The organism is Xanthobacter sp. DMC12 (assembly GCF_056314105.1).
Genome location: NZ_JBQUYZ010000001.1, coordinates 1025654 through 1050348 on the forward strand (window position 1 = coordinate 1025654; position 24695 = coordinate 1050348).

Annotated in this window: 23 protein-coding genes; 12 read left to right on the plus strand and 11 right to left on the minus strand. The window is 67.7% G+C overall.

Going from position 1 to position 24695, the window contains the following annotated elements:
• Positions 1-9: 9 nt before the first annotated feature.
• From ACT535_RS04750 to ACT535_RS04775, 6 genes are read left to right on the plus strand one after another with little or no spacing between them, the layout of a single operon-like run.
• Complete coding sequence (locus ACT535_RS04750; protein ID WP_168458191.1) at positions 10-1284, plus strand: ABC transporter substrate-binding protein; 1275 nt, start codon at positions 10-12, stop codon at positions 1282-1284.
• A gap of 10 nt (positions 1285-1294) precedes the next feature.
• The gene (locus tag ACT535_RS04755) at positions 1295-2176 is read left to right on the plus strand and encodes a branched-chain amino acid ABC transporter permease (protein WP_476363513.1); all 882 of its coding nucleotides are present in this window, start codon (positions 1295-1297) and stop codon (positions 2174-2176) included.
• Complete coding sequence (locus ACT535_RS04760) at positions 2173-3201, plus strand: branched-chain amino acid ABC transporter permease (protein WP_476322676.1); 1029 nt, start codon at positions 2173-2175, stop codon at positions 3199-3201. Before ACT535_RS04755 ends, ACT535_RS04760 begins: the two co-directional genes overlap by 4 nt.
• Before the next feature lie 3 nt (positions 3202-3204).
• Positions 3205-4011: an ABC transporter ATP-binding protein gene (locus ACT535_RS04765; protein ID WP_476363514.1), complete on the plus strand. Its 807-nt coding sequence runs from the start codon at positions 3205-3207 to the stop codon at positions 4009-4011.
• Positions 4005-4727: an ATP-binding cassette domain-containing protein gene (locus ACT535_RS04770; RefSeq protein ID WP_168458194.1), complete on the plus strand. Its 723-nt coding sequence runs from the start codon at positions 4005-4007 to the stop codon at positions 4725-4727. Before ACT535_RS04765 ends, ACT535_RS04770 begins: the two co-directional genes overlap by 7 nt.
• Positions 4728-4730: 3 nt before the next feature.
• A complete protein-coding gene (locus tag ACT535_RS04775) occupies positions 4731-5840 on the plus strand; it encodes a Zn-dependent alcohol dehydrogenase (protein ID WP_476363515.1) in 1110 nt (369 codons plus the stop codon).
• Between the two features lie 46 nt (positions 5841-5886).
• On the opposite strand, the gene ACT535_RS04780 is transcribed toward ACT535_RS04775, so the two are convergent.
• Both ACT535_RS04780 and ACT535_RS04785 read right to left on the minus strand, forming a co-directional pair.
• The gene (locus ACT535_RS04780; protein WP_476363516.1) at positions 5887-6699 is read right to left on the minus strand and encodes a GntR family transcriptional regulator; all 813 of its coding nucleotides are present in this window, start codon (positions 6697-6699) and stop codon (positions 5887-5889) included.
• Positions 6700-6772: 73 nt separating this feature from the next.
• Positions 6773-7069 (minus strand): DUF6166 domain-containing protein, encoded by a 297-nt coding sequence (locus tag ACT535_RS04785; RefSeq protein WP_209483513.1) that lies wholly within the window; start codon positions 7067-7069, stop codon positions 6773-6775.
• 153 nt (positions 7070-7222) lie between these two features.
• Between ACT535_RS04785 and ACT535_RS04790 the strand changes: the two genes are divergently transcribed.
• Positions 7223-7570, plus strand: a complete 348-nt coding sequence (locus ACT535_RS04790) for an ArsC family reductase (protein ID WP_476363517.1) — start codon at positions 7223-7225, stop codon at positions 7568-7570.
• 36 nt (positions 7571-7606) lie between these two features.
• Here the strand turns inward: ACT535_RS04790 and ACT535_RS04795 are convergent, their stop codons facing one another.
• From ACT535_RS04795 to ACT535_RS04835, 9 genes are all read right to left on the minus strand, one after another.
• A complete protein-coding gene (locus ACT535_RS04795; RefSeq protein WP_476363518.1) occupies positions 7607-8080 on the minus strand; it encodes a CoxG family protein in 474 nt (157 codons plus the stop codon).
• 54 nt (positions 8081-8134) lie between these two features.
• Complete coding sequence (locus tag ACT535_RS04800) at positions 8135-8836, minus strand: ABC transporter ATP-binding protein (protein WP_476363992.1); 702 nt, start codon at positions 8834-8836, stop codon at positions 8135-8137.
• Positions 8829-9581 (minus strand): ABC transporter ATP-binding protein, encoded by a 753-nt coding sequence (locus tag ACT535_RS04805; protein ID WP_168458200.1) that lies wholly within the window; start codon positions 9579-9581, stop codon positions 8829-8831. The genes ACT535_RS04800 and ACT535_RS04805 overlap by 8 nt, the downstream gene beginning before the upstream one ends.
• Positions 9578-10585: a branched-chain amino acid ABC transporter permease gene (locus ACT535_RS04810; RefSeq protein WP_168458201.1), complete on the minus strand. Its 1008-nt coding sequence runs from the start codon at positions 10583-10585 to the stop codon at positions 9578-9580. Before ACT535_RS04810 ends, ACT535_RS04805 begins: the two co-directional genes overlap by 4 nt.
• A 30-nt stretch (positions 10586-10615) precedes the next feature.
• Positions 10616-11488, minus strand: coding sequence for a branched-chain amino acid ABC transporter permease (locus tag ACT535_RS04815; protein ID WP_476363519.1), 873 nt, complete (start codon positions 11486-11488; stop codon positions 10616-10618).
• 237 nt (positions 11489-11725) lie between these two features.
• Entirely contained in the window at positions 11726-12973 is a 1248-nt protein-coding gene (locus tag ACT535_RS04820; RefSeq protein WP_476363520.1) for an ABC transporter substrate-binding protein, read from the minus strand.
• 43 nt (positions 12974-13016) lie between these two features.
• On the minus strand, positions 13017-15410 hold the full coding sequence (locus ACT535_RS04825; protein WP_476363521.1) for a xanthine dehydrogenase family protein molybdopterin-binding subunit: 2394 nt from the start codon (positions 15408-15410) through the stop codon (positions 13017-13019).
• Entirely contained in the window at positions 15407-15895 is a 489-nt protein-coding gene (locus tag ACT535_RS04830) for a (2Fe-2S)-binding protein (protein ID WP_476363993.1), read from the minus strand. The genes ACT535_RS04825 and ACT535_RS04830 overlap by 4 nt, the downstream gene beginning before the upstream one ends.
• 5 nt (positions 15896-15900) lie before the next feature.
• A complete protein-coding gene (locus ACT535_RS04835; protein ID WP_476363522.1) occupies positions 15901-16761 on the minus strand; it encodes an FAD binding domain-containing protein in 861 nt (286 codons plus the stop codon).
• Between the two features lie 388 nt (positions 16762-17149).
• On the opposite strand from ACT535_RS04835, the gene ACT535_RS04840 reads away from it, so the two are divergent.
• The 5 genes from ACT535_RS04840 to ACT535_RS04860 all read left to right on the plus strand — a co-directional run bounded on the left by ACT535_RS04840 (position 17150) and on the right by ACT535_RS04860 (position 24685).
• Positions 17150-17776 carry a TetR/AcrR family transcriptional regulator gene (locus tag ACT535_RS04840; protein ID WP_476363994.1) on the plus strand — a complete coding sequence of 209 codons (627 nt, stop codon included), beginning with the start codon at positions 17150-17152 and terminating at the stop codon, positions 17774-17776.
• 338 nt (positions 17777-18114) lie between these two features.
• A complete protein-coding gene (locus tag ACT535_RS04845; protein ID WP_476363523.1) occupies positions 18115-19383 on the plus strand; it encodes a DUF2778 domain-containing protein in 1269 nt (422 codons plus the stop codon).
• A 325-nt stretch (positions 19384-19708) separates the two neighbouring features.
• Positions 19709-22024, plus strand: coding sequence for a DUF3141 domain-containing protein (locus ACT535_RS04850; RefSeq protein WP_476363524.1), 2316 nt, complete (start codon positions 19709-19711; stop codon positions 22022-22024).
• A 104-nt stretch (positions 22025-22128) separates the two neighbouring features.
• The gene (locus tag ACT535_RS04855) at positions 22129-23490 is read left to right on the plus strand and encodes a bifunctional enoyl-CoA hydratase/phosphate acetyltransferase (protein ID WP_476363525.1); all 1362 of its coding nucleotides are present in this window, start codon (positions 22129-22131) and stop codon (positions 23488-23490) included.
• 13 nt (positions 23491-23503) lie between these two features.
• On the plus strand, positions 23504-24685 hold the full coding sequence (locus tag ACT535_RS04860) for an acetate/propionate family kinase (RefSeq protein ID WP_168458207.1): 1182 nt from the start codon (positions 23504-23506) through the stop codon (positions 24683-24685).
• The last annotated feature ends 10 nt before the right edge of the window (positions 24686-24695 follow it).

Below are 24695 nucleotides of genomic sequence, written 5' to 3' on the forward strand. Positions count from 1 at the left end.
AGGACGCCAATGAACATTTCTCGCCGCACCTTGATGCGGGGGATCGGTGCTGCCGGTCTCGCCGCCGCCGCCCCGGGGGTCTTTTCCCCCGCCATTGCCCAGTCGAAGCCGGTGCGCATCGGCATTCTCGCACCGCGCTCCGGGGCCATGGGCACGGTGGGCGAATGCGGAGTCCGGGCGGTGCAGTGGGCGGCTGAACGGATGAACAAGGATGGCGGCATCGCCGGCCGCCCGATCGAGCTGGTGTTCGAGGAAGAGACCTCGCCGAAGGACACCATTGAACGCTTCCGCCGCCTGGCGCTGCAGGAGAAGGTGGACTGCGTGCAGGGCCTCATCTCCACCGGCGTTTCGCTCGGCGTCGCGCCCGTGGCGGAGGAGGAGCAGGCGCTCCTCATCATGTGGGACGGCACCACTCAGGACGGCGTGAAGGAGGCGATGCCCAAGTCGCGCTACGTCTTCCGCTCCACGGACAATGAATGCGAGGCGGTGATGGCCTCGCTGCTCTCGATCAAATACTTCAAGGGCAAGATCAAGCGCATCGCCGGAATCAATCCGGACTATTCCTACGGCCGCAACAACTGGGAGGCCTTCCAGCAGATCCTGAAGCGGGCTGGTGTCGAGGTCGAGGTGGTGGCCGAGCAGTGGCCCAAGGTCGGGACCATGGACCTCACGTCCCACGTTGCCGCGCTGAAGGCAGCCAAGCCCGATTTCATCTTCTCCTCCATGCTGTTCGCCGATCTGCCGGTGTTCATGAAGCAGGGCTCGGCCGCCGGCCTGTTCGAGGGCGTGAACCTGGCCTTGCCCGCCGCCGGCTGGCAGATCAACCAGTTGAAGAAGGAGTTCATGCCCGAGAACATCGTGTTCGGGCACAACACGCTCTACTTCGCGCTGCCCAATGCTTCCGCGCTGCAGAAGGCGTTCGTTGAAGACTATATGGGGCGCTACAAGGAAGCCCCGCACTGGGAGGCCGACCGCGCCTATTTCGCGCTTGCCGCCTACAAGGCGGGCGTCGAAGCCGCGGCAAAGGCCACCGGGCGCTGGCCGAAGCTGGATGAGATCATCGAATCGATTCCCAAGCAGAAGGTCGAGAGCCTCGGCGGGCCGGGGCAGTTCCGCGCCGACAAGATCGCCGAGCAGACCTTCTACCAGGGCCTGTCCACCAACCAGAATTCCTACGACTTCCCGACGCTGAAGACAGTCGACAGCTTCACCGCTGACCAGCTCCAGAAGCCGCCGGGCGTGGACTTCTGGGAATGGCTCAAGACCTCCAAGCTTCCCGTTTGAGGAGCGCCGCGTGACCGTCTTCCTCGACGTCCTCCTCGGCGGCGTGTTTCACGCCGCCATTCTCTTCCTCGTCGCAGCCGGACTCCAGCTGGTGTTCGGCGTGCAGAAGGTCATCAACCTCGCCTGCGGCTCCTTCTATGCTTTGGGCGCCTATTTCGGCATCACCGCCGTGGGCCTCGCCTCGGCCGTGGGCTTTCCGGCCTGGACGGTGCTGCCGGTGCTGGTGCTCGCGGGCCTCGCGATCGGCCTCGTGGGCCTTCCGGTGGAGCGCATCCTGCGCACCGTCTATCGCCGGGACGAGAGCTATCAATTGCTCCTCACCTTCGGCCTGCTGCTGATGTTCCAGGACGTGTTCCGTTTCTTCTGGGGCGCGACGCCGCGAACCTTGGACAATGCCTATCTGGCCTACGGTACGGCCGAATTCCTCGGCCTTCGGGTCCCCACCTACAACCTCCTCGTGATCGCCGCCTCCATCGCCATCGCGGTGGCTCTGGGCGCCTTCCTGCAGAAGACCCGCACGGGCCGCATCATCCGCGCCACCGCGGAAAACCGCGACATGAGCGAGGGCCTCGGCGTCAATTCCTCCCGCGTCTTCGCGGCCGTGTTCACCGTGGGCTGCATGCTCGGCACGGTGGGCGGCGCGCTGGTGGTGCCGGCCTCGGCCTCCTCGCTTGAAATGGCCGTGGAACTGGTGGTGGAAGCCTTGGCGGTGGTGGTCATCGGCGGCCTCGGCTCCATGCGCGGCGCGCTGGCCGGAGCGCTCATCGTCGGCCTCATCCGGGCGGCGGCCATCATGGTTCTGCCCGAGGCCGAAATTCTCTCCATCTATCTGGTCGTCATCGCCGTGCTCATCCTGCGGCCGGCCGGGCTTTTCGGAAAGGCAATGGCATGAGCACGCCCACCCTCGGCACCCCCACGGCCGCCCGTGCGGCTGCGGCGGCGCCCGCCGCCGGCATGCGATGGCCGAGCGGCCTCGCTGCCTTCCTCGTGATCGTGGTGGCGATGGCGGGCCTGCCTCTCGTCGCCTCCACCTACATGCTCACCCTGATGGTGCCCTTCTTCGGCTTCGCCATCGCGCTGCTCGGCTTCAATCTCCTGTTCGGCTACACCGGGCTCCTCTCCTTCGGCCACGCCATGTTCCTCGGTATCGGCGCCTATGCGGCGGCGGTGATGACCTCGAAGCTGGGCGTCCGGTCGCTGGAGCTGACCCTGCTCGTCGCGGTGGCCGCGGCGGTGGTCATCGCGGTGCCGGTGGGCTTCCTGTGCGTGCGCTACACGCGCATCTTCTTCGGCATGCTGACGCTGGCGTTCGGCATGCTGTTCCACTCCATCCTGTTCAAGTTCTACGGTCTCACCGGTGGTGACCAGGGCATGCGGGTGATGCGCCCGCTGCTGTTCGGCATGGAGTTCGAGGGCGGCAAGACGGCCTTCATCACGGGCCCGTTCTATTACTACGCCCTCGGCCTGCTCACCCTGCTCGGCTACGCCATGTGGCGGATCGTGCGCTCGCCGTTCGGGCTGCACCTCACCGCCATCCGCGAGAATGCGCAGAAGGCGGCCTATCTCGGCGTCACCGTCTCGCGGATGCGGCTGGCGGCCTATGTCATCTCCGGGGTCTATGGCGCCATCGGCGGTGTCATCCTCGCCGTCACCATCGGCCTTGCGGACCCGGAGATCGTCTACTGGACGCAGTCCGGAAACCTCGTGTTCATGGCGGTCCTCGGCGGGTCCGGCGCCTTCGCCGGCCCGGTGGTGGGCGGCCTTGCCTTCGTGCTGCTGCAGGACACGGTGATGTCCGCCACCCAGTACTGGCGGTTCGTGATGGGCGCGGTGCTGGTGCTCATCGTCATCTTCTTCCCGCGGGGGATCGCCGGCCTGTTCGGCGACGCCTTCGCCCGCCTCAAGCGCGGGAGCTGACCCATGGCCTCACGCGCCCTCCTCTCCGCCCATCAGGTCTCCAAGAGCTACGGCGACTTCCACGCGCTCCGGAATGTCTCGGTGCATGTGGACGACGGCGAGTTCATCTCCATCGTCGGGCCCAACGGAGCCGGCAAGTCCACCCTCGTCAACGTGCTCACGGGGCTGCTGAAGCCGACCACCGGGCACGTCCACTTCCGTGGCCAGGACATCGCCGGCATCGGGCCGGTGGAGCTGTCCCGCCGCGGCATGGCGCGGGGATTCCAGCTGGTGAACATCTTCCCGGCCCTCACCGTGCGCGAAACGCTGGGCGTCGCCGCCGCCTCGCGCCTGAGGCGCATCGGCAACCCCTTCCGCAGCCTCGGCGCCGATCGCGAGGTCCGCGACGCCGTGGAGGAGGTGGCCGACATCTTCAACCTGCGCCACCGTCTGGACCAGCAGGCGAGCGCCCTTTCCCAGGGCGAGAAGAAGCTGCTGGACGTGGCCAGCGCCTTCACCCTCAAGCCCGAACTGATCCTCATCGACGAGCCCACTTCCGGCGTCTCCACCGGCGACAAGCACGCCATCATGGAGCTGCTCGTGAGCGCATCCCACAAGGCCGGCGTGCGCGGCATCATCCAGGTCGAGCACGACATGGACCTCGTGGCCCGCTATTCGGACCGCATCGTCGCGCTCCAGGCGGGGACCGTGCTTGCGGACGAGAAGCCGGAAACCTTCTTCAAGGATCCCGCCCTCATCGCTGCCGTGGTGGGCACGCGCCCGCCCAAGATGACCCAGAAGCCCGCCGTTCAGGAGATCCGGCCATGCTGAGCATTTCGGGCCTCAAGGTGGATATCGCCGGCAGCCGCATCCTCTCCGGCATCGATCTTGCCGTGGAGCCGGGCGAACTCGTCTGCCTCATTGGCCGCAATGGCGCGGGCAAGACCACCACGTTCCGGTCCATCATGGGCTATCGCAAGCCGGTGTCCGGCTCCATCCGCTTCGCGGGCAAGGAGCTGATCGGCCGCGCGCCGCATGAGATCGCGCAGATGGGCGTCGGCTTCTCGCCGGAGGAATCGGAGGTCTACGCCGACCTCACCGTGGCGGAGAATCTGGAGCTGCCAACCTGGACGCGGCGCTCGAAGATGTCGGAGAAGGATCGCGTCGAGCGCTCCCTGAACGTTTTCCCGAAACTCCGGCAGTATCTGCATCGGGGCGGGGCGCAGCTCTCCGGCGGCGAGCGCAAGATGGTGTCGGTGGCCCGCGCCCTCGCGCTCGACCCCAGCCTCCTGCTGCTGGACGAGCCGTTCGAGGGCCTCTCGCCGGCGATCATCCCGGTCATATCGGAGGGCATCGCCTCCATCCGCGCCATGGGGCAGGCGGTGCTGATGGCGGAATCCAACGTGCATCACCTGCCGGACTATGTGGATCGTCTCTACGTGCTGGAGCGCGGCGAGATGATCTTCTCCGGCACGCTGGCCGAGGCGCACCGCGACAAGGCGGTCATGCGCGTCATCGCCGGCGAGGTGGAGCTGGAGCACGCCTGAGCCATGCCCCTCACCTATCGTGCCGCGGTGCTTCACGCGCCGCAGACGCCGCTCGCCATCGAGACGGTGCAGGCGGCGGCGCTCGGGCCATGCGACGTGCTGGTCCGCATCAAGGCCGCCGGACTTTGCCACACAGACCTCGAGGTGATCGAGGGCGGGCTCGTCTATCCCATGCCCATCGTGCTCGGCCACGAGGCGGCCGGCATCGTGGAAGAGGTGGGGCGGGAGACCAAGGGCGTCCGCAAGGGCGACCATGTGGTACTGTCCTGGAACCCCCATTGTGGTCACTGCTTCTATTGCGACCGCGCGCTGCCCATCCTGTGCGAGGGCTATCTCGCCGAAGGGCCGAAGGCGCGCGCCTTCGACGGCGCCGCCAAGGCGCGGCTCGCGGACGGGCGTGAGCTGGGCAACCTCATGTTCCTCGGCGCCTTCGGCGAATACTGCATCGTGACCGACCAGCAGGCGGTGCCGGTGCCGAAAGAACTGCCGTTCGAGGAGGCCTGCCTCATCGGCTGCGGGATCATGACCGGTGTCGGCGCGGCACTGAACGTCGCCCGCATCGGGCCGGGCGACACGGCACTCGTCATCGGCTGCGGCGCCGTGGGCCTTGCGGCGGTCCAGGGCGCGCGGCTGGCGGGCGCCGAAACCATCCTTGCTGCCGACCTGGACGACGCCAAGCTCGCCCTCGCCCGCACCATGGGCGCCACCCACACGGTGAACGCCCGCACCGGCGATGTAGTGGAGGCGGCGCGCGCCCTCACAGGTGGCCGCGGGGCGGACGTGGTGCTGGAATCCGCCGGCAGCCCCATCGCCTTCCGCACGACGGTGGAGGCGGTGCGGCCGGGTGGTGAGGTGATCTGGCTGGGCAAGATCGACGTGACGAAGGACGTGTCGTTCCGCTGGGGTTCGCTGATGGCGGAAAAGCGCATCCGCCGCGTCTCCTACGGCGGCGCCCGGCCCGCCCGTGATTTCCCCTTCCTGGCGCGTGCCGCGCTCGCGGGGCGCCTCGACCTCAACGGTCTCATCTCCCGCCGGATCGCGCTGGAGGAGATCAACGAAGGCTTCGCCGCGCTCAAGGCCGGCGAAACGATCCGCAGCGTGGTGGTGTTCTGAGTGAACGAGACTCCCTCTCCCCTTGCGGGAGAGGGAGCATCACACCTCACGCATCCAACGTCTTGCGGGCGAAATCCTCGATATAGTCCACGAGATTGGAGGCCGCCGTCTCGGCCGCCTTGCGGTCGCGGCGGGCCACCGCCTCGGCCACCTCGGCGTGAAGCCGGGCGGCGAGCGGCAGGTCGGCCACTTCCTTGTAGTGCTGGTACCAGAAGCGGCGCGACAGCGCGTTCATCAGCCCCATCGAGCGCACCGCGAACTCGTTGCGCGAAGCCTGCGCCATCAAGAGGTTGAACCGCCTGTCGAGGCGCATGAAGGCGAGGTCGTCCTCCACTTCCGCCGCCTGCCGCATGGAGCCGGCAATCTCCGCGAAGGCGTCCCGCTCCTCGGCCGTCGCGCGCTCGGCGGCGAGGCCCGCCATCAGCACCTCCAACACCCGCCGCACCTCCAGCAGGCGAAGCTGGGTCCGCAGGTTGATGTCCGACACCAGCACGCCGCGCCGCGGCAGCACAACCACCAGTCCATCGCGCGCGAGCCGTTGCAACGCCTCGCGAATGGGCGTGCGGCCGATCTTCAGCCGGTCGGAAAGCGTGAGTTCGGAGAGCACCGCTCCGGGGGGGAGCTGGAGGGTCGCGATCAGTTCTTCGAGGATGCGATAGGCCCGGTCGGTGAGGCTCGCATCCTCCACCGGCGCATCCTCGCGGCGCGGGCGGCGCGCCGGTGGGCGCGGTTCCTTGCGGGTTTCGCGCAACGGCTCCAGCAGGAGGTCGATCCCGACCTCCGCCCCCTCGATAACCGATTGCCGCTTCTGGCGCTTCACCGGCGCCCTGGAACCTGCTTTGGCCCCCACCTTCGCCATGCCGCGCGCTCCCGTGCCGATTGTCCCTGTGACGACGGATTCGCCTCCCGCCGTCAAGCCGTCGCGGCGCGCGTCAGGCCGCGACGCGATGGATGGCGGCAGCGATGTCGTCGGAAGTCATCTCCCATTCATTGGCGAAATTCGCCACCACATCGCGCATGAACTGGTCGTGCAGCGCATAGGCGCGCCGGTCGTCGCCAAGGTGGTCGGCCAGAAGAGCGAGCGCGAGCTGGGCGGGAGCCTGCCCCTCATAGCTCCATTCGAAGCCGTCGCTGCTCAGTTTGGCGATGTCGGTGCGCTGCGGCAGCGGCTTGCCGTCCACCGTCACCGCGATGCCGTCGATGGTGCGGTCTCCCCGATAGGTCTTCATGCGTCCTGCCCTGCCTGTTATTGCCCGTCCAATTGGGATTGCACTGATATGTTACATGAGCAGCAGGTGCCATTCAACGGCCTGCGACGCAAAGGCGGCGGGCAAGACGGCGCGGGCTCGGGTAAGCTCGGCGCTTTCAGACGGGAGATTGCGATGGCGACGACGATCTATGGCATCAAGGCCTGCGACACCATGAAGAAGGCGCGGGCCTGGCTCGACGATCAGGGCATCGCCTATGCCTTCCACGACTACAAGGCGGCGGGCATCGATGCGAAGACGCTTCAGGGCTGGGCGAAGAAAGTCGGCTGGGAGAAGCTGCTCAACCGAGCCGGCACCACCTTCAGGAAGCTGCCGGATGCCGACAAGGCGGACATTGACGAGCAAAAGGCGCTGGCGCTGATGCTGGCGCATCCGTCCATGATCAAGCGCCCGGTGCTGGAGCACGGGCGCGATCTCATCGTCGGCTTCAAGCCGGAGGATTATGCGGCAAAGGTGAAGTGAGGCCGGCTGCGCGCGCCGGCCTCGTGGGCCCTGCGCTCAGGAGGCTTCGGCCGCCGGCGGCACCTCGACCGGCGCGTTCAGCGCTTCGGCGAAGCTGGTGAAGAACTGGTCTGAGAGCTTCTTGGCGGTCGCCTGCACGAGGCGCCCGCCAAGGGACGCGAGCTTGCCGCCGATCTGGGCGTCCGCCACATAGTTGAGGATGGTGTCCGCCCCATCCTCCGCCAGCGAAACCTTGGCCTCGCCCTTGGCGAAACCGGCGATGCCGCCATTGCCCTGCCCCACGATGCGGCAGCCGGCGGGAGCCTCCATGTCGGTCAGTTCCACCGAACCGGCGAATGTGGCCGAGACGGGTCCCACCTTCACCTGCACCTTGGCGGCATAGGCATTGTCGCCCGTCTGCTCCAGCTCCTTGCAGCCGGGAATGCAGCGCTTGAGCATTTCGGGATCAAGGATCGCCTTCCACACGGTCTCGCGCGGTGCGCTGATGCGATATTCGCCGGTCAGTTCCATGGGATGCTCCTCCCCGTGTTCTCGTTCGCGCGTGCCGCTCTCAGGCGACGCCGCTCAGACCGCACAATAGCGATCCTGGATGTCCTTGTCGGCGAGCAGTGCAGCGGCGCTCGATTGATGCACCAGTTCGCCCTGGTCGATGATGATGGCGCGGCTCGCCAGATTGAGCGCCCACTCCACATTCTGCTCCACCAGAAGCAGCGTCGTGCCCTGATCGCGCAGGCGCCGGAACAGCACGCCCATCTCCTCCACCAGCACCGGCATGATGCCCTCGGAGGGCTCATCCAGCAGCACCATCTTCGGCTTGGAGATGATGGCACGGGCGATGGCGAGCATCTGCTGCTCGCCGCCGGACATGGTTGTGCCCTGCTGCTCCAGCCGCTCCTTGAGGCGCGGGAAGCTCTTGGCAATTTCGTCGATCGCCGCCCGCTCGTCCGTACGCGCTGCCGCGACGAGGCCGAGCTGCAGGTTTTCCCGCACCGTGAGGCCGGAAACGATCCGCCGCTCCTCCGGCACGTAGCCGAGGCCGAGGCGGAACCGGGCGTGGGCGCCGAGCGGCAGAAGGTCCGTGCCGTCGAACGTCACCCGGCCTTCCGCGCGCGGCATCAGCCCCATGATCGCGCGCAGCGTCGAGGTCTTGCCCGCGCCGTTGCGGCCGACGAGGGCGACGATCTCGCCCTGCTCGATGCTGAACGTCAGGTCATGGACGACGTGGCTCGGCCCGTACCAGGCGTTGAGCTTCTCGACCTCAAGCATAGCCATCGTTCTGCCCCAGATAGACGCGGCGGACTTCCGGATCGGCCTGCACCGCGACCGGCGTGCCGTCGGCGATGAGCCGGCCGTGATGCAGCACGAGGATCCGGTCCGACAGGCCGAGGATCATCTTCATCTTGTGCTCGACGAGGAGGATGGTGCGATCCGCCGCGAGGCGCTCGATCAGCGCCACCATCTCCTTGGTCTCTTCCGGCCCCATGCCGGCCGTGGGCTCGTCCAGCAGCAGCAGCTCGGGGTCCGCCACCAGCGCGATGGCGATCTCCAGCGCCCGCTGCTCGCCATGGGCGAGGTCCCGGGCGCGACGGGCGCGGCGATGGGTGAGGCCCACCTCGGCGAGGGCCGCATCCGCCTTCTGCGTCAGTTCGGGATAGCGGTCGCGATGGCTGAAGACGTCGTAGCGCGTCTTCAGCGCCTGGGCGGCTACCCGGACATTCTCCTCCACCGACAGTTCGGGGAAGAGATTGGTGATCTGGTAGGAGCGGGCGATGCCGAGGTGGGCGAAGCGGTGCTGCTTCAACCCCTTCAGCTCCTGCCCCTTGAAGCGGATGGAGCCGGTGGAGGGCTGGAGCACGCCGGACAGCACGTTGAAGAAGGTGCTCTTGCCGGCGCCATTGGGGCCGATCACCGCCGTGACCTTGTTCCGCTCGAACTTGGCCGAGATGCCGGCGAGGGCGACGAAGCCACCGAAGGAGCGGCCCACGTCCGTCACTTCCATCAGCGCGGTCATGACGCCCTCCTGCGACGCACGATCTGGATCAGGCTGCCCCAGATACCCTTGGGCAGGAACAGCACGAACAGGATGAAGACGATGCCGACGATGAGCTGCCAGTGGGTGGTCCAGAGCGAAGCGACATCCTCGATGAGCAGGAACACCAGCGCCCCCACGAACGGCCCGAAGAAGGAGCCGGCGCCGCCCAGCATGGTCATCATCACCACGATGGACGAGGTGTGAACGCTCAAAGCATCCAGCGGCACGATGGAGAGGTGCAGCGCCGAGAGCGTGCCGGCGAGGCCGCAGAGGGCGCCGGACAGGACGAAGGACAGGAGCTTGGTGCGTTCCACGTCGAAGCCGCAGGCGCGGGCGCGGGTCTCGTTCTCGCGCACCGCCTCGATGGCCGCGCCGAAGGGCGAGTTCAGCACGCGCGAGACGAACCACAGGGCCAGCGCCGCGAAGAACATGATGAAGTAGTATTTCGCCAGCGGGTTCAGCAGGTTCACCGAGAAGCCGCCAATCAGGTCGGCCTTCGCCACGGTGAAGCCGCGCAGGCCGTTCTCGCCGCCGGTCCAGCCCGAGGCCTGGAGCGCGACGTAATAGACGAGCTGCGCAAGTGCCAGCGTGACCATGCAGAAGTAGATGCCGCGCGTGCGGATGGAGAGAGCACCGATCACCGCGGACAGCAGGCTCGCGCCGACGATGCCGGTGAGCATGGCGGGAAACCAGCCGAACCCGAAATGCGCGATGGACATTCCAGTGAGATAGGCGCCCGCGCCGAAGAAGGCCGCATGGCCGAAGGAGAGGAGGCCCGTGTAGCCGAACAGCAGGTTGAAGCCCACGGTGAACAGGCCGTAGATCAGCACGTTCACCGCCAGCGCCTGCGAGGGCAGCACGAAGGGCAGCACCGCCAGCACGGCGATGGTGAGCGGCACGCGCCAGCGGTCCAGCGCGGCGCCGGCCTTCGGCAGCGTGCGCGGCGCCACGCTTTGCCCGGCGGCGAGGTCGGTCGAGGTCATGGGGTCGTCTCCGTTCACGCGCCGGTTCCGTCAGGCGCCCGCCGGCCGGCCGAACAGGCCCTGCGGTCGGACGAGGAGAATGAGAGCCATCAGCCCGAACATGACGATGGTCGCCATCTCGGGGGCGAACAGCGCGGTCATGCTCACCGCGACGCCCACGAGCAGTCCCGCAACCACCGCTCCGAGCAGCGAGCCCATGCCGCCGATGACGGTGACGACGAAAGCTTCCGCCAGCACCAGCGTGCCCATTTCGGGGCTCACGTTGCGCATGGGCGCCGCCAGCACGCCGCCCAGCGCGGTGAGGCCAACGCCCAGGCCGAACACGAGAAGCCACAGGCGGCTCACGTCCACCCCCAGAACTTTCATGATGAGCGGATCGCGCGCGCCGGCCCGCACGATGAGGCCGAAGCGCGTCTTCTCCAGCGCCACCCAGAGCAGCAGCAGGATGACCGCCACCACGCCCACCACAAACAGGCGATAGATGGGGAAATAGCCGACCCCGAGGTCCACCACGCCCTGGAGCGCATCCGGTGCCGAGAAGGGGATGCCGTCCGTGCCGAAGGTGATGCGCACGGTCTCTACCAGCACATAGCCGAGGCCGAAGGTGAGCAGCAGCGGATCGTCCGGCGTGCGGCCGTAAAGTGGGCGGATCAGAAAGCGCTCGATGAGCATGCCGAGCACGCCCACGCCAATGGGCGCAACGATCAACGCCCACCAGAAGCTGCCCGTCTGCGCGGCGATCCACAGCCCCGCATAGGCGCCCACCATGAACAGGGCGCCGTGGGCGAAATTCACGATGCCGAGCATTCCGAACACAATGGTGAGCCCGAGGGCGACCATCACCAGGATCGCCCCGAGCGCGAGCCCGGAGAACAGCTGCATGAGGATGAGTTCAAGGTCCATCGGTTCTCTCGGGGCGGTCGTTCGGGGTGATCGGTCTTGCGTTCCCCCTCTTCCGACGAAAGCGGCTGATGCCAAGTTCGAGGGACGAGAGGCCGCGGGTGACGGGGGGCGGCGCCGGAGTTCCAGACGCTGCCCCCTCATCCGTCTCGCGGCTGCGCCGCGATCCACCTTCTCCCTCAAGGGGAGAAGGATCTTCCGCTCACATCCCCCGCGAACGGGCGGAAGAAGCGATGATCCTCAGGTCGGGAAGCCCAGCTCGCCGCAAGAGCGCAGCATCTGCTCGGAACCGGGGACGTTCTCCACGATGTCGAACAGGTCCTGCTCGCTCTTCATGTCAGCCTTCGCCTTGGACTTCAGCACAAGCACCGACTGAACCGACTGGTGATCGCACTTGCGGAAGTATTGCGGGCCCTTGGCCACGTCATACTTCAGGCCTTCAATGGCCTCGATCACCTTGTCGGTGTCGGTGCCGTCGGCCTTCGCCATGGCCAGCAGCAACGCCGAGACGCCGGTGAAGCCATAGGCGCCGTAGTCCGTGGGAAGCGAGCCATAGGCCGCCTTGTAGGCATCGTTGAAGGCCTTGGCGGAGGGAATGGTGTTCTCCAGCGCCCAATAATAGTTGGCGCCGCCGATGATGCCCTCGAAGACGTCGGGCGCCACGGCGATGCGCTGGTTGTGCAGCAGCACTGGCACCACGATCTGCATCTGCTTCTTCATGCCAAAGTCGTTGGCCTGCTTGATCGAATTGGCCTGGTCGCGACCGAAGTTGCAGATGGCAAGGATGTCCGGCTTCAGGGCGCGGATGCGCGGCATCAGCGTGGAATAATCCGCAGCGCCGAAGGGGTGCAGGATCTCGCCGACGATCTCCGCGCCCAGTTCGCCGGCCGCGCGCTTGAAGCCGCGCATCATCTCGTGGCCATAGGCGTAGTCGGCGCCGAGCAAGGCGACCTTGGAGCCCTTCTTGAAGGTCGCCCGCGCCACGGCGGCCGTGGTCATGTGCGGGTTCAGCGCCTCGTGGAAGGTGTACTTCGAGAAGTCCTTTACCTCGTTGATGGTGTCGGACTGGCTGATGGAGACGTAGATGACGCCGCGTGCGCGCGTCACTTCGTTCACCGCGAGCTGAACGGCGCTGGAAAGCGCGCCGACCACCGCATGGACCTTGTCCTTCTCGATCAGCTCGAGGGTGCGGGTGGCGGCCTCGCCGGCGTTCAGCTTGTCGTCACGAACCAGCAGCTCGACCTTGCGGCCGGCGATGCCGCCCTTGTCGTTGACGAGCTTCACGGCAAGTTCCGCGCTTTTCACCTGGTCCTTCGCCTCGGCGCCGAAGGGGCCGGTGAGCGGGGTGGGGAAACCGATGCGGATGGTCTCCGCCTGCGCACGCACGATGGCCGGCGACGCGATGAGGCCGACGCCCGCGGCGCCGAGGCCGGCGAGCACGGTGCGGCGGGATACGCTGGAGAGGGGATGGTCGGTCCGCTTGGTCATGAAATCCTCCCGGTGTGTCTTGTTTTTTGGCTGTGGGCGGTCGTCAGTAGGCGCCGAGCGCTTTCAGGATGCGCGCGGGGGTCATGGGAATCTGGGTCAGCTCCGCGCCCAGCGGCGCCAGTGCATCATTGACCGCGTTGAGCGCGGCGGCGGACGAGGCGGCGGTGCCCGCCTCCCCGCAGCCCTTGGCACCGAGTTCGGTGTCGCGGGTCGGCGTTTCCATGTGGGTGATGACGATATCCGGCATCTCGCAGGCCATGGGCACGAGATAATCGGCGAGCGAGCCATTCACGAGCTGGCCGGCCTCGTCGTAACGGCATTCCTCGAAGAAGGCAGCGCCCAGCCCCTGCACCACGCCACCGCGCACCTGCTCCTCGACCAGGAGCGGGTTGATGATGCGGCCGCAGTCCTCCACCACGAAGTGCTTGAGGATTTTGACAAGTCCCGTCTCCGCATCCACCTCCACATGGCAACCGTGGATGCCGTTGGTGAAGGCGAAGGGATAGCCGGACGGCGCGAAATGATGCGCCACGGTCAGTTGCGCGTCGGTGCCCGGCGGCAGCGTGTCGGAGCGGAAATAGGCGATACGCGCCACCTCGGCGAGGCTGAGGCGCGCCGCGCCGCCCGCCTTGTCCACCACCTCGGCATCGACAAGATCGAGGTCGCCCGGCTGGGCCTGGAGGATGGCGGCGGCCACGTTCAGCACGTTGGTCTTGAGCTTGCGCGCTGCCTGCAGCGCCGTCTCGCCGCCGATGCCGGCGCCGCGGCAGGCCCAGGTGGCGCCGCCATGGGGCGTAACCTCGGTGTCGCCGGTGATGACGCGCACGATGTCGCGCGAGACGCCGAGATAATCGGCGACGATCTGGCCGATGATGGCCTCCGTCCCCTGCCCCTGCTCCGTCACCGAGATGAGGCAGCGCACCTCGCCGGACGGCGTGATCTTGATGACCGCCCCATCCTGCGCCGAGATGCGCGCGCCGCCGATGCCGTAGAAGGCGGGCGTGGGATTGGTGATCTCCACGAACGCCGCGATGCCGATGCCGCGATGGATGCCCCGCGCCCGCAGCTCAGCCTGCTCGGCGCGCAAGCGGTCATAGTCCATCAGCGCCTTGAGCTTGCCGAGGCAGGCTTCGTGGGACAACTGCTCGAACTTGTAGCCGGTGAGCGACTGGCAGGGATAGGCGTCGTCCGGAATGAAGTTGCGCGCGCGCACCTCGAAAGGATCGAGGCCCGTCGCGGCGGCCGCCTTCTCCATCAGATGCTCGGTGACGGCGCAGGCGATGGGGTGGCCCACCGCGCGATACTGGCTCGTCTGCGTCTTGTTCTGGAACACCACCTTCAGGTCGGCCCGGTAGGCCTCCAGCCGATAGGGCGCGCCGATGAGGCGGATGACCTGGTTGCCCTCCACCGCGCTGGTGCGGGGATAGGTGGAGAAGGGGCCGATGGCGGTCTCGTCCTCCACCGCCATGGCGAGGATGCGGCCGTCCGCGCCGACTGCCGCCTTCGCCTTCACGCGATGGTCGCGGGCGTGGATGTCGGAGACGAAGGCCTCCAGCCGGTCCGCCACGAACTTCACCGGCCGGCCCGCCAGCATGGACAGGCCGATGACTGCCATGTCCTCGTGATAGACGTGCAGCTTCACGCCAAAGGACCCGCCCACGTCCGGCGCCGCCACACGCACCCGGCCCTCGGGGATACCGTAGTGACGTGCATAGAGGTCCTGAAACTGGAAGGGCGTCTGCGTGCCGTGATGGACGGTGAGGGCGTGCTCGCTGGCATCGTAATCGGCGATGAGCGCGCGCGGCTCCAGTGTCACGCCGGTGTGGCGGCCGAAGGCGAGGTCCGCTTCCACCACATGGGCGGCGGCGGCGAACAGGTCGTCCACCGCGCCGCTCTCCAGCGCGCTGCGGAAGCAGAGATTGTCGGCGAAGCCTTCCACGAGGCGCGGCGCATCAGGCGCGAGCGCGGTGTCGAGATCGGCGAGGACGGGCAAGTCCTCATACTCCACCTCCACCAGCTCGCAGGCATCCTCGGCGGCCGCGCGGCTTTCAGCGACCACGGCCACCACCGCCTGCCCGCTCCAGGTTACGCGATCGAGTGGGAGGGGACGCTGGGGCTCGGATTTCATGCCCTTGAAATGGTCGAGCGTGCCGACCCAGGGCGTGCAAAGCTTCGCAAGGTCTTCGCCCGTCGCCACCAGCGCGACACCGGGGGCGGCGCGGGCGGCTTCCACGTCGATACGCACGATGCGGGCGTGGGCGAAGGGCGAGCGAACGAAGGCCGCATGCAGCATGCGCGGCAGCTTCATGTCGGTGACGTAGTTCCCCCGCCCCGCCACCAGCCGCTTGGCGTTGGGGCGCGGCAGCGGGCGGCCCACATGAACGCCTGGCTGAAGATGGGGCGCCGCGGCGAGCGGACGGTCGAAGGGGGCGTTCATTCCGCGCCCTCCCCGTTCGCCTTGCGAGCAGCCGCCTCGATGGCGTCGACGATGGCCTCGTAACCGGTGCAGCGGCAGTAATTGCCGGAGATGGCGTCGCGGATCTCCTCGCGGTCCGGCATGCCGCCGCGGGCGATCAGGGCGTGGGCATTCACCAGCATGCCCGGCGTGCAGAAGCCGCATTGCAGCGCGTTTCGCTCATGGAACGCCTGCTGGAGCGGCGCCAGCGCGCCGCTGGCCACCAGCCCCTCCACCGTCTCCACCGACTGCCCCTGCGCCTGAACCGCGAAGACGAGGCAGGAATGCACCGGCACGCCATCCAGCAGCACAAGGCAGGCGCCGCACGCCCCCATCTCGCAGCCCACGTGGGTGGCGGTGAGTTCCAGGTCCATGCGCAGAAAATCCGCCAGCGTGGTGCGCGGCGCGACCATGCGCGCGGTTTCCACGCCGTTGACGGTGAGCGTGAGGGGGACGGCGCCCGCCATCATGTTCATGAGCAGGTCTCCAGCTTGCGCAGCAGGCGCCCGAGCAGGACGCGCGCCAGATGGCGGCGCATGGCGGCGGGAATTTCGGCATCGTCGAGCGGGTCGATGTCGCCATCGAGTGCGCGCTGGGCCGTGGCGATCGTCTCGGCATCGAGCGCCTTGTTGGCGATCTCGGCCTCGGCATTGCGGGCGCGCACTGGCGTTGGGCCAACCGAGAACAGGGCGATGCGCGGATTCGCGATCACGGCCCCGTCGCGCTCGGCGAGGATGCCGCCGCCGATCATGGCGTAATCGCCACGCCGACGCGCCATCTCGTCGAAGGCCCAGACATGGCGCGGGCCCGCGGCGGGCACATGCAGGGCCACGAGGATTTCGCCGGGCTCGATGGCGGTCTGGTAGAGATCCTGAAAGTAATCGTCTGCCGCAACGCGCCGAACGCCGTCAGCCCCGAAAATCTCCATCTCGGCGCCCATCGCCAGCATCATGGCCGGGAACTCGGACGCCGGATCAGCCAGCGCCACGCTGCCGCCGACCGTGCCGCGATTGCGGATCGCGGGATGGGCGACGAAAGGCGCGGCTGCCGCGAGCAGCGGCGCATGGGCGCGGATCAGCGGCTCGGTCAGGGTTTCGGCATGGCGGGTGAGCGCGCCGATGCGCAGGGTTTCCCCTTCCAGTCGAACGCCACGCATCTCGGAAATGTCGGAGAGGTCAATCAGAACCTGCGGCCCCTGCAGCCGCATCGCCAGCGCCGGCACCAGGCTCTGCCCGCCGGAGATGTAGCTCGCATCGCCATCGGCCCCGGCAAAGGCGGCATGCGCCTCGGCAAGGCTCGACGGACGCGCATAGGCGAAAGCGCGGGCTTTCAAGGGCAGATCCTCCCGGTCGTGGCTTCATTTTAGTGACCACTTGGTCACAACATGATCTCAGGCCGGCCTGCCTGTCAATAGTGCTGCATGGCCATTGCCGGAAAACTTGGAAACCGCGTCAGCGCGGGAGTTATTGCAGCGCACCACAACGCTATTCCCATTCGTATATATGATTATTGCCTTCGCTATTCTTTTCTTCGACTTTCCGCATGCCCGCCTCGTTGCGACGCGTGCGCGAGATTGCGCCTCAACATGCTGAGGCCCTTGGTGGCGCGGGAAGGTTGCGCTATCGCAGGACCGCGGGCGCCCAGCCCATGCGCCGAACGGACACGCCTTGAAGCCCACGCCCGACCAGAAGCAGTCGCCCGCCCGCCCGCGCCGCCAGCACATGCGTGCGGCGGATCGCGAGCAGGCCATCATCGAGGAGGCGGTCCGCTTCTTCGCCGAGCACGGGTTCGAGGGCCAGACGCGTGAGTTGGCGAAGCGAATGGGAATTACCCACTCCGCCATCTACCGCTACATCCCCTCCAAGGAAGCGCTCATCGAGCGGGTCTACGAGCACGTCTATCTCAGCCGCTGGAAGGCGGACTGGTCGGCGCTGGTGACGGATCGGTCGAGGCCGCTGGAAGCCCGGCTCACGCAGTTCTATCTCGAATATGTGGAACAGGTCTTCGACTACCACTGGGTGCGAATCTTCGCCTTTTCCGGCTTGAAGTCCTTCGACATCACCAGCCGCTACCTCGCCATCGTGGGTGACCAGATCATCCTGCCCGCCTGCGCCGAATTGAGGGCGGAGCTGGAGCTTCCGGCCCCGAGTCGGATACCCGTCAGCGAACGCGAGGCCGAACTGTTCTGGGGCCTCCACGGGCGCATTTTCTATCTGGCCATCCGCCGCTATGTGTACGGAACGACTACGCCCGAGGACCTCGATCCCATCGTCCGTGACGCGGTTCGTGCCTTCCGTGCTGGTGTCGCACCCGTGCTGAAGGACATCCTGGCGCAAGCTGACTCTTGAAGAATGAAGGGGTTGGCAGAGATCGGCGCGGATGACCTAGCGTCAGCACAACCCCTCGCCAAAACCGCCTTCGCTTGGTAAAGTTTGCGTGCGAACGGCCTTGTTCTCGCCGTCGTGATCTGGTCTAGCGAGGGGCGTAAAGGGAAAAGAAACCGAATTTCGGCAGGTTTGCAGGGGCTGGCGGTAATGTGCGGCGGGCCGCACGGGCGCAGCGTTCAGGGCCGGTGGCCGGTCGGAGATGATCCGAACCGGGCAAGACTTGTGCGGTGCGAAAACCGAAGGACCCTGCAATGGACGAACGGAGCCGGTACCGACCGGCAGCGCTGATAGCGGGGACCATGAGGCACTCGGACCGGCAGGAATACGCAGCTTGGCAGGACCACGCGAGCGAGCAGGATGCGCGCGCGGGTCACGATGCGGGCTGGCGCGACCACGCTGAATGGGACCGGGACGACGCCGATCCCTACGCCGACTGGCACGACCGGGCCGACTGGCACTGGACGCCCCACGTCCATGAGGAGGAGATCGACGCCTCCGACTACGACCCCCACGCCGCCGATCCCCATGCCGACGATTCCCGTTCCGAAGGCATGTCCCGTCGCGGAACGCTCGTGGGCATCGGCACCGGCATCGTTGCCGGCCTGCTCGTTGCCGCCGGGGCCGTCTGGTACTCGCAGGGCTCGTTCGCCTTCGGCGTCTCCGCGCCGCCACCCCAGGTCGCCGAGCGCCCGGCCGTCCGCGCGCTGAGCATGGCCGCCGCCGGCACGACCGTGACCGAGATTTCCCTCGTCGTCGGCTCCGGTTCGCTGGGCGTCGATGCCGGCAGCATCTACCTGACCAACGTGGCCATCGATGGCCGCTCCTTTGCCGCCACAGCAGAGCCTTCCGACAATTCCGCGCGCCTCACCGGCCGCGTCGTGCCCCTGCCGATGGCCAATCCGCTGAACCGAAACCAGATTGCGGCGGCCGACGGTATCAAGGCGCTGGAGCAGTTCGACCAGGGCGGGGTCCCCCTCCCCCTGCGCAAGCCGGCCATGCCGAACCAGCGCCTCGCCTACGCGTCCCTGCCCGACGCCTCCCTCACCGACACGCCCTCCGCCGTTCCCGGCAGCCAGGCGCCTGCGCCGGACACGCCGACGCTCTCCGAAGATGAGCCGGCGCTGCCCACGCCGGGCAGCGGCTATGCCATCTACGATATCAAGGCCAAGGTCGTTTACATGCCGAACGGGGATCGGCTGGAGGCGCATTCGGGCTACGGTGATACCTTTGACGACGTCCGCGCCGTGAACAAGCGGATGGTGGGCCCGACGCCGCCCAACACCTACCAGCTGACCATGCGCGAATCCCTGTTCCACGGCATCGAGGCGGTGCGCCTGAACCCGATCGGGACCGGGCGGATGTACGGCCGCGCCGGCATCCTCGCCCACCCCTATCTCCTTGGCCCGCGTGGAGATTCCAACGGCTGCGTGTCGGTCAAGGACTACGACAAGTTCCTCGCCGCCTTCAAACGGGGCGAGGTGAAGAAGATGGTGGTGGTGGCCGAGCTGAAGCACGGCCCGAAGAAGGAGGAGAATTTCCTCCTGTCCTTCCTGAAGCCCAAGGACTAGCGGCTCCGGCCGCTCCTGACCCCCATGGGTTGGCCGCGCAGGGCTGTGCTTTGCGCGCCACGGCGGAAAGCAGGACATCGCAAGGGGATCGCTCCCTTCCGGTAGCGATCAACCTCCCGCTTTCGCTGCACCGCGAGGATTTGCGCGCCATCCTTGCGCCAGATCAAATTCCCTCGACTTTCCGGACACATACGGATGCTCCCGCACCCGTAGATCAACGGAATTGACCCCGACGACGGACGGGACCTTAGCTGCGGCCATTCGCACCTGCGAAGCAGCGTCCGGCCTGCGAAACCGTTGGGCCGGCTAAAGACGGGAGCCCGTCATGGCCGCCGATACGACTGCCCCCTCCCCCTTCCAGAACCTGCTGCCGTTCGACCCGAATGCCGCCATGTCGGCATTCCAGAAGGGACTTTCACCGGCATTCAACCCACCGTTCGGGGCCGGTTCGGCGGCGGTTCAGTCCGGACCGCTCGGCGCCTACCTCGTGGACGCCGCCCAGCGCAATGTCCTCTTCCTCGATCTCCTCCGCCGGAGGGGAAACGAGCAGCGCGACATGACCTCGCATCCCATGGCGACGGTGCTCACCTTCGACCATGAGGTGCTGGTGAGCGGGCGGGCGCTGCCGCGGCCGATCAACTACTCCCTGTCCCGCATCGTCCCCCCTCCGGGTGTCGCGGTGGATCCGCGCAAGCGGCCGGTAGCGGTGGTGGATCCGCGCGCCGGGCAGGGGCCGGGCATCGGCGGGTTCAAGACCGAGAGCGAGATCGGCGAGGCGCTGGCCACGGGGCATCCCGTGTACTTCATCGGCTTTGCCGCCGAGCCGGAGCCGGGGCAGACCTTCCTGGACGTGGTGGAGGGGCAGGTCGCCTTCTTCGAGCGCATCCGCGAGATGCACCCGGAGGCGCCGCCCACCTTCGCCATCGGCAATTGCCAGGCCGGCTACCAGACGCTGATGGTGGCGATGCTGCGGCCGGACCTGTTCGGGCCCTGCATGGTGGCGGGCTCGCCCATGTCCTACTGGCAGGGCGTGCACGGCAAGAACCCCATGCGCTATTCGGGCGGCCTCCTGGGCGGCTCGTGGCTCACCAACCTCGTCAGCGACCTCGGCCGCGGCAAGTTCGACGGCACCTGGCTGATCCTGAACTTCGACAATCTGAACCCGGCCAACTGGCTGTGGGGCAAGCAGTATGACGTCTGGTCGAAGGTGGACACGGAAGGGCCGCGCTATCTCGAATTCGAGAAGTGGTGGGGCGACTTCATCAAGCTGAACGGCGACGAGATCCAGTTCCTCGTCGATGAATTCTTCATCGGCGACAAGCTCACCCGCAACGAGGTGCGCTCCACCGACGGCAAGGTGTTCGACCTGCGCAACATCGCCTCGCCGATCATCGTCTTCACCTCGCAGGGCGACAATATCTCGCCACCGCCGCAGACGCTGGGCTGGATTCTCGACCTCTACAAGGACGTGGACGACATCCGCGCCGAGGGCCGCACCATCGTCTATTGCATGAACCAGAAGGTGGGCCACCTCGCCATCTTCGTCTCGGCCAAGGTCGGGGCGAAGGAGGACGAGGAGCTGGTGCGCCTCATGGACCTCATCGACTGCCTGCCCCCCGGCCTCTACGAGCTGGTGATCGAGCCGGCATCGGCGGAGCAGGTGAAGGCCGGCGGCGCGGCGTGGCATTCGCGCTTCGAGCTGCGCTCGCTGGACGACCTGCGCGCCTACGGCCGCAACAGTGTGGAGGATGATCGCGCCTTCGCCGCCGCGCGGCGGGTGTCGGAGATCAACCACTCGCTCTATCGCACCTTCCTCCAGCCGGTCGTGAAGGCGGTGGCGACGCCGCAGCTCGCGGATGCGCTGTTCACCTTCAATCCGCTGCGGCTCTCCTACACCCTGTTCGCGGACACCAACCCCCTGATGAAGGGCGTGGAGAAGCTCGCCGCCGAGGTAACGACCGCCCGCAAGGCCGTCGACGCCGCCAATCCGCTCCTCGCGGTCCAGACCTTCTGGTCCGACCAGATCAACGCGGTCCTCGACGGCTGGCGCGATGTGCGGGACCGGGCGGTGGAGCAGTCCTTCTTCGCCATCTACGGCTCGCCGGTCCTGCAGGGGATGCTGGGCCTGAACATCGAGGGCAAGGTGCGCGAGTTGCCGGCCAACAGCCCACAGAAGGAAGCCTTCCGCGACCGCAAGATCGCCGAGTTCCGTGACCGCGTGACCGAAGGCGGCTTCAACGAGGCGCTGGTGCGCGCCTCTCTCTACGTGCTCTCGGTGACACGCGCGCTGGACGAGGCTGCCGCCAGCTCGCTCAATGAGACGCGGCAGAAGCTGATGCAGCTCTCGCTACCCGAGTTCAAGACGCTGGTGCGTGACCAGTTCTACATCCTGCTCCTGGAACGGGAGAAGGCGGTGGAGGCCATCGCCCATTTGGTCACCGATCCGGGCCAGCGACAGGATCTGGTGAACAAGGTCGTCGGCGTCGCCACGGCGGATGGCACCTATACGCCCGGCGAGCGGGCCCTGGTGGAGCGCCTCGCCGAAATCCTCGGCGTCACGTCGCCCAAGAATGTGGCGCTGGCGGCGGTGAAGACCGCGCCGGTTCCCGTTTCCGGCCAGAACCTCCCCGCAGCCGTCTGAGCCGGAAAGGCGGGCGCGGCGCATCCCCCGCGCCGCGCCCGGACCTCCCCGTTCGACGCCCGTCTCTCCTGCCATCCCTGGGATGGCCCGAAGGAGGCATTGCCGTGCCCACCATCGCCAATCGCCTGTTCGAGGATATCAAGGCGGGGGACAAGGCCTCCGCCATCCGTATCGTCCGCACGCCGGACCTGCGCGCCTGGGGCGCCGCCTTCGGCGATGCCGGCATGCTCGCCGGCGTGGGGGCGGGTCAGGCCGACGCGGGCCTTGCCGCCTCCCTGTTCGCCGCCCTCGTGGGCACGGCGCTGCCCGGCCCCGGCGCGGCCATCCGCGCCTCCAGCGTGAGCATCGTCGCGCCGCTGCCGGCGGACGTGCCGCTCACCGTCTCCCTCGCCGTGCGCGAGACCCAAGCGGCGGACCGCACGATCGGGCTCGACGGCGCGATCGCGGCGCCCTCCGGCGCCGTCGTCGCCACCGCCCGGATCACCGTCGCCGCACCAGACAAAGCCATCAGCGTCAGCGTGCCCGAGCACCGGCTGGAGGGCCTGCTGGAGCGCTGCAAGGGGCTCGATCCCCTGCCCACCGGCGTGGTCCATCCCCTGAGCCTCGATGCCCTCTCCGGCGCCCTCGATGCGGCGGCCGCGGGGCTCATCCAGCCGGTGCTGTTCGGGCCGGAGGCGGACATCCGCCGCATCGCCGCGGCCGGTGGCCTCGACCTCTCCGGCACGCGCATCGTCTCCACCACGGGCGAGGACGATTCCGCCGCCAAGGCCGCCGCCGCCGCCGGCGCCGGCGAGGTGGGGGCGCTGATGAAGGGCAGCCTCCACACCGACGTGCTGCTCCATGCCGTGATGGCCAAGGAGGCGGGGCTGCGCACCGGCCGGCTGCTGAGCCATTGCGCCATCCTCTCCGTGCCCACCTATGCCCGGCGCGTGCTGGTGACGGATGTGGCGCTCAACATCGCGCCCGACACCGACCAGAAGCGCGACATCTGCCAGAACGCCATCGGCCTCGCGAAGGCGCTAGGCATCGAGACGCCCAAGGTCGCGGTGCTGGCGGCGGTGGAGATGGTCCACACCAAGATGGCCGCCACCCTCGACGGCGCCATCCTCTCCAAGATGGCGGACCGCGGCCAGATCGTCGGCGGCATCGTGGACGGACCGCTCGATCTCGACGCGGCGGTGGACGTCGCGGCGGCGCAGGTGAAGCACATCGCCTCGCCCGTCGCCGGGGTGGCGGACGTGCTGCTGGTGCCCAACATCGAGGCCGGCAACATGGTCTACAAGAACCTCGCCTTCATGGCCGACGCCCAGACCGCCGGCCTCGTGGTGGGCGCCCGCGTGCCCGTGATGCTGACGAGCCGCGCCGACAGCGCCGAGGCGCGCCGCTTCTCCGCCGCCGCGGCGGTGATCTACGCCGATGCGCTGAAGCGCTCCCCCGACGCCATCCTTCCCCGCGCCGCCGACTGAGCGAGGCACCGCCATGACCGACGCCGTTTTGGTCGTCAATTCCGGCTCCACCAGCCTCAAGTTCGGCGCCTATGCGACGTCGAACGCGGAGGACCCGCCGCTGCTCTGCCGCGGAGGCATCGACAGCATGGCGGGTGATCCGCACTTCATCGCCAAGGAGCCCGATGGCAAGCCCATCGACGCCCACGAATGGGGCTCCGGCCATGCGCTGAGCCACAAGGAGGCGCTGGCCTACATCGTCACGTGGCTGGAGCAGCACGAGGCCAACATCAAGGTGGTGGCGGCCGGCCACCGCGTGGTGCTGGGTGGCACGCGCTTTTCGGGGCCGGCGCAGATCACGCCCGAGGTGCTGGACTATCTCGATGGCCTGTCGGCCATGGAGCCCTCGCACCAGCCGTTCAACGTGCGCGGCGCGCGGGCCATCGCCGAAGCCTTCCCCGGCCTGCCGCAGGTGGCGGTGTTCGACACCTCCTTCCACCGCACCATGCCGGAGGTGGCGCAGATCTATGCCCTGCCCAAGACCGTGCGCGACACCGGCGTGCGGCACTGGGGCTATCACGGCATCTCCTACGACTACATCAGCCGGCAGGTGCCCAAGGTCGCGCCCGGCGCGCGGCGGGTCATCGCCGCCCATCTCGGCGGCGGCGCCTCGGTGTGTGCCATGCTGGACGGCAGGAGCGTCGAGACCTCCATGGCCTTCGCCGGCCTCACCGGCCTGCCCATGGCCACCCGCTCCGGCGACGTGCCGGCGGACGTGATCTTCTATCTGCTGCGCTCGGCCGGCTACACGCCCGAGGCGCTGGAAAAGCTGCTCTACGGCCAGTCCGGCCTCCTCGGCCTCTCCGGCGACAGCGCCGACATGCGGGTGCTGCAGGACAGCGCGGTGGCCGACGACAGGCTGGCCATGGACTATTTCGTCTATTGCCTCGTGAAGTTCATCGGCGCCTATGCGGCGGTGCTGGGCGGGCTCGACGCGCTCGTCTTCACCGCCGGCATCGGCGAGAACTCGGCCAAGGTGCGCGCCGCCGTGCTGGAGCGCCTCTCCACCCTCGGCCTCACCCTCGATCCGGCGGCCAATGCCGCCAACGGGCCGCGCATCACCACGGCGGACAGCGCCGTCGCGGCCTTCGTCATCCCCACCAACGAAGAACTGATGATCGCCCAGCACACGCTGGCGCTCACCCGTTCCGCCTGACCGGGAGCTA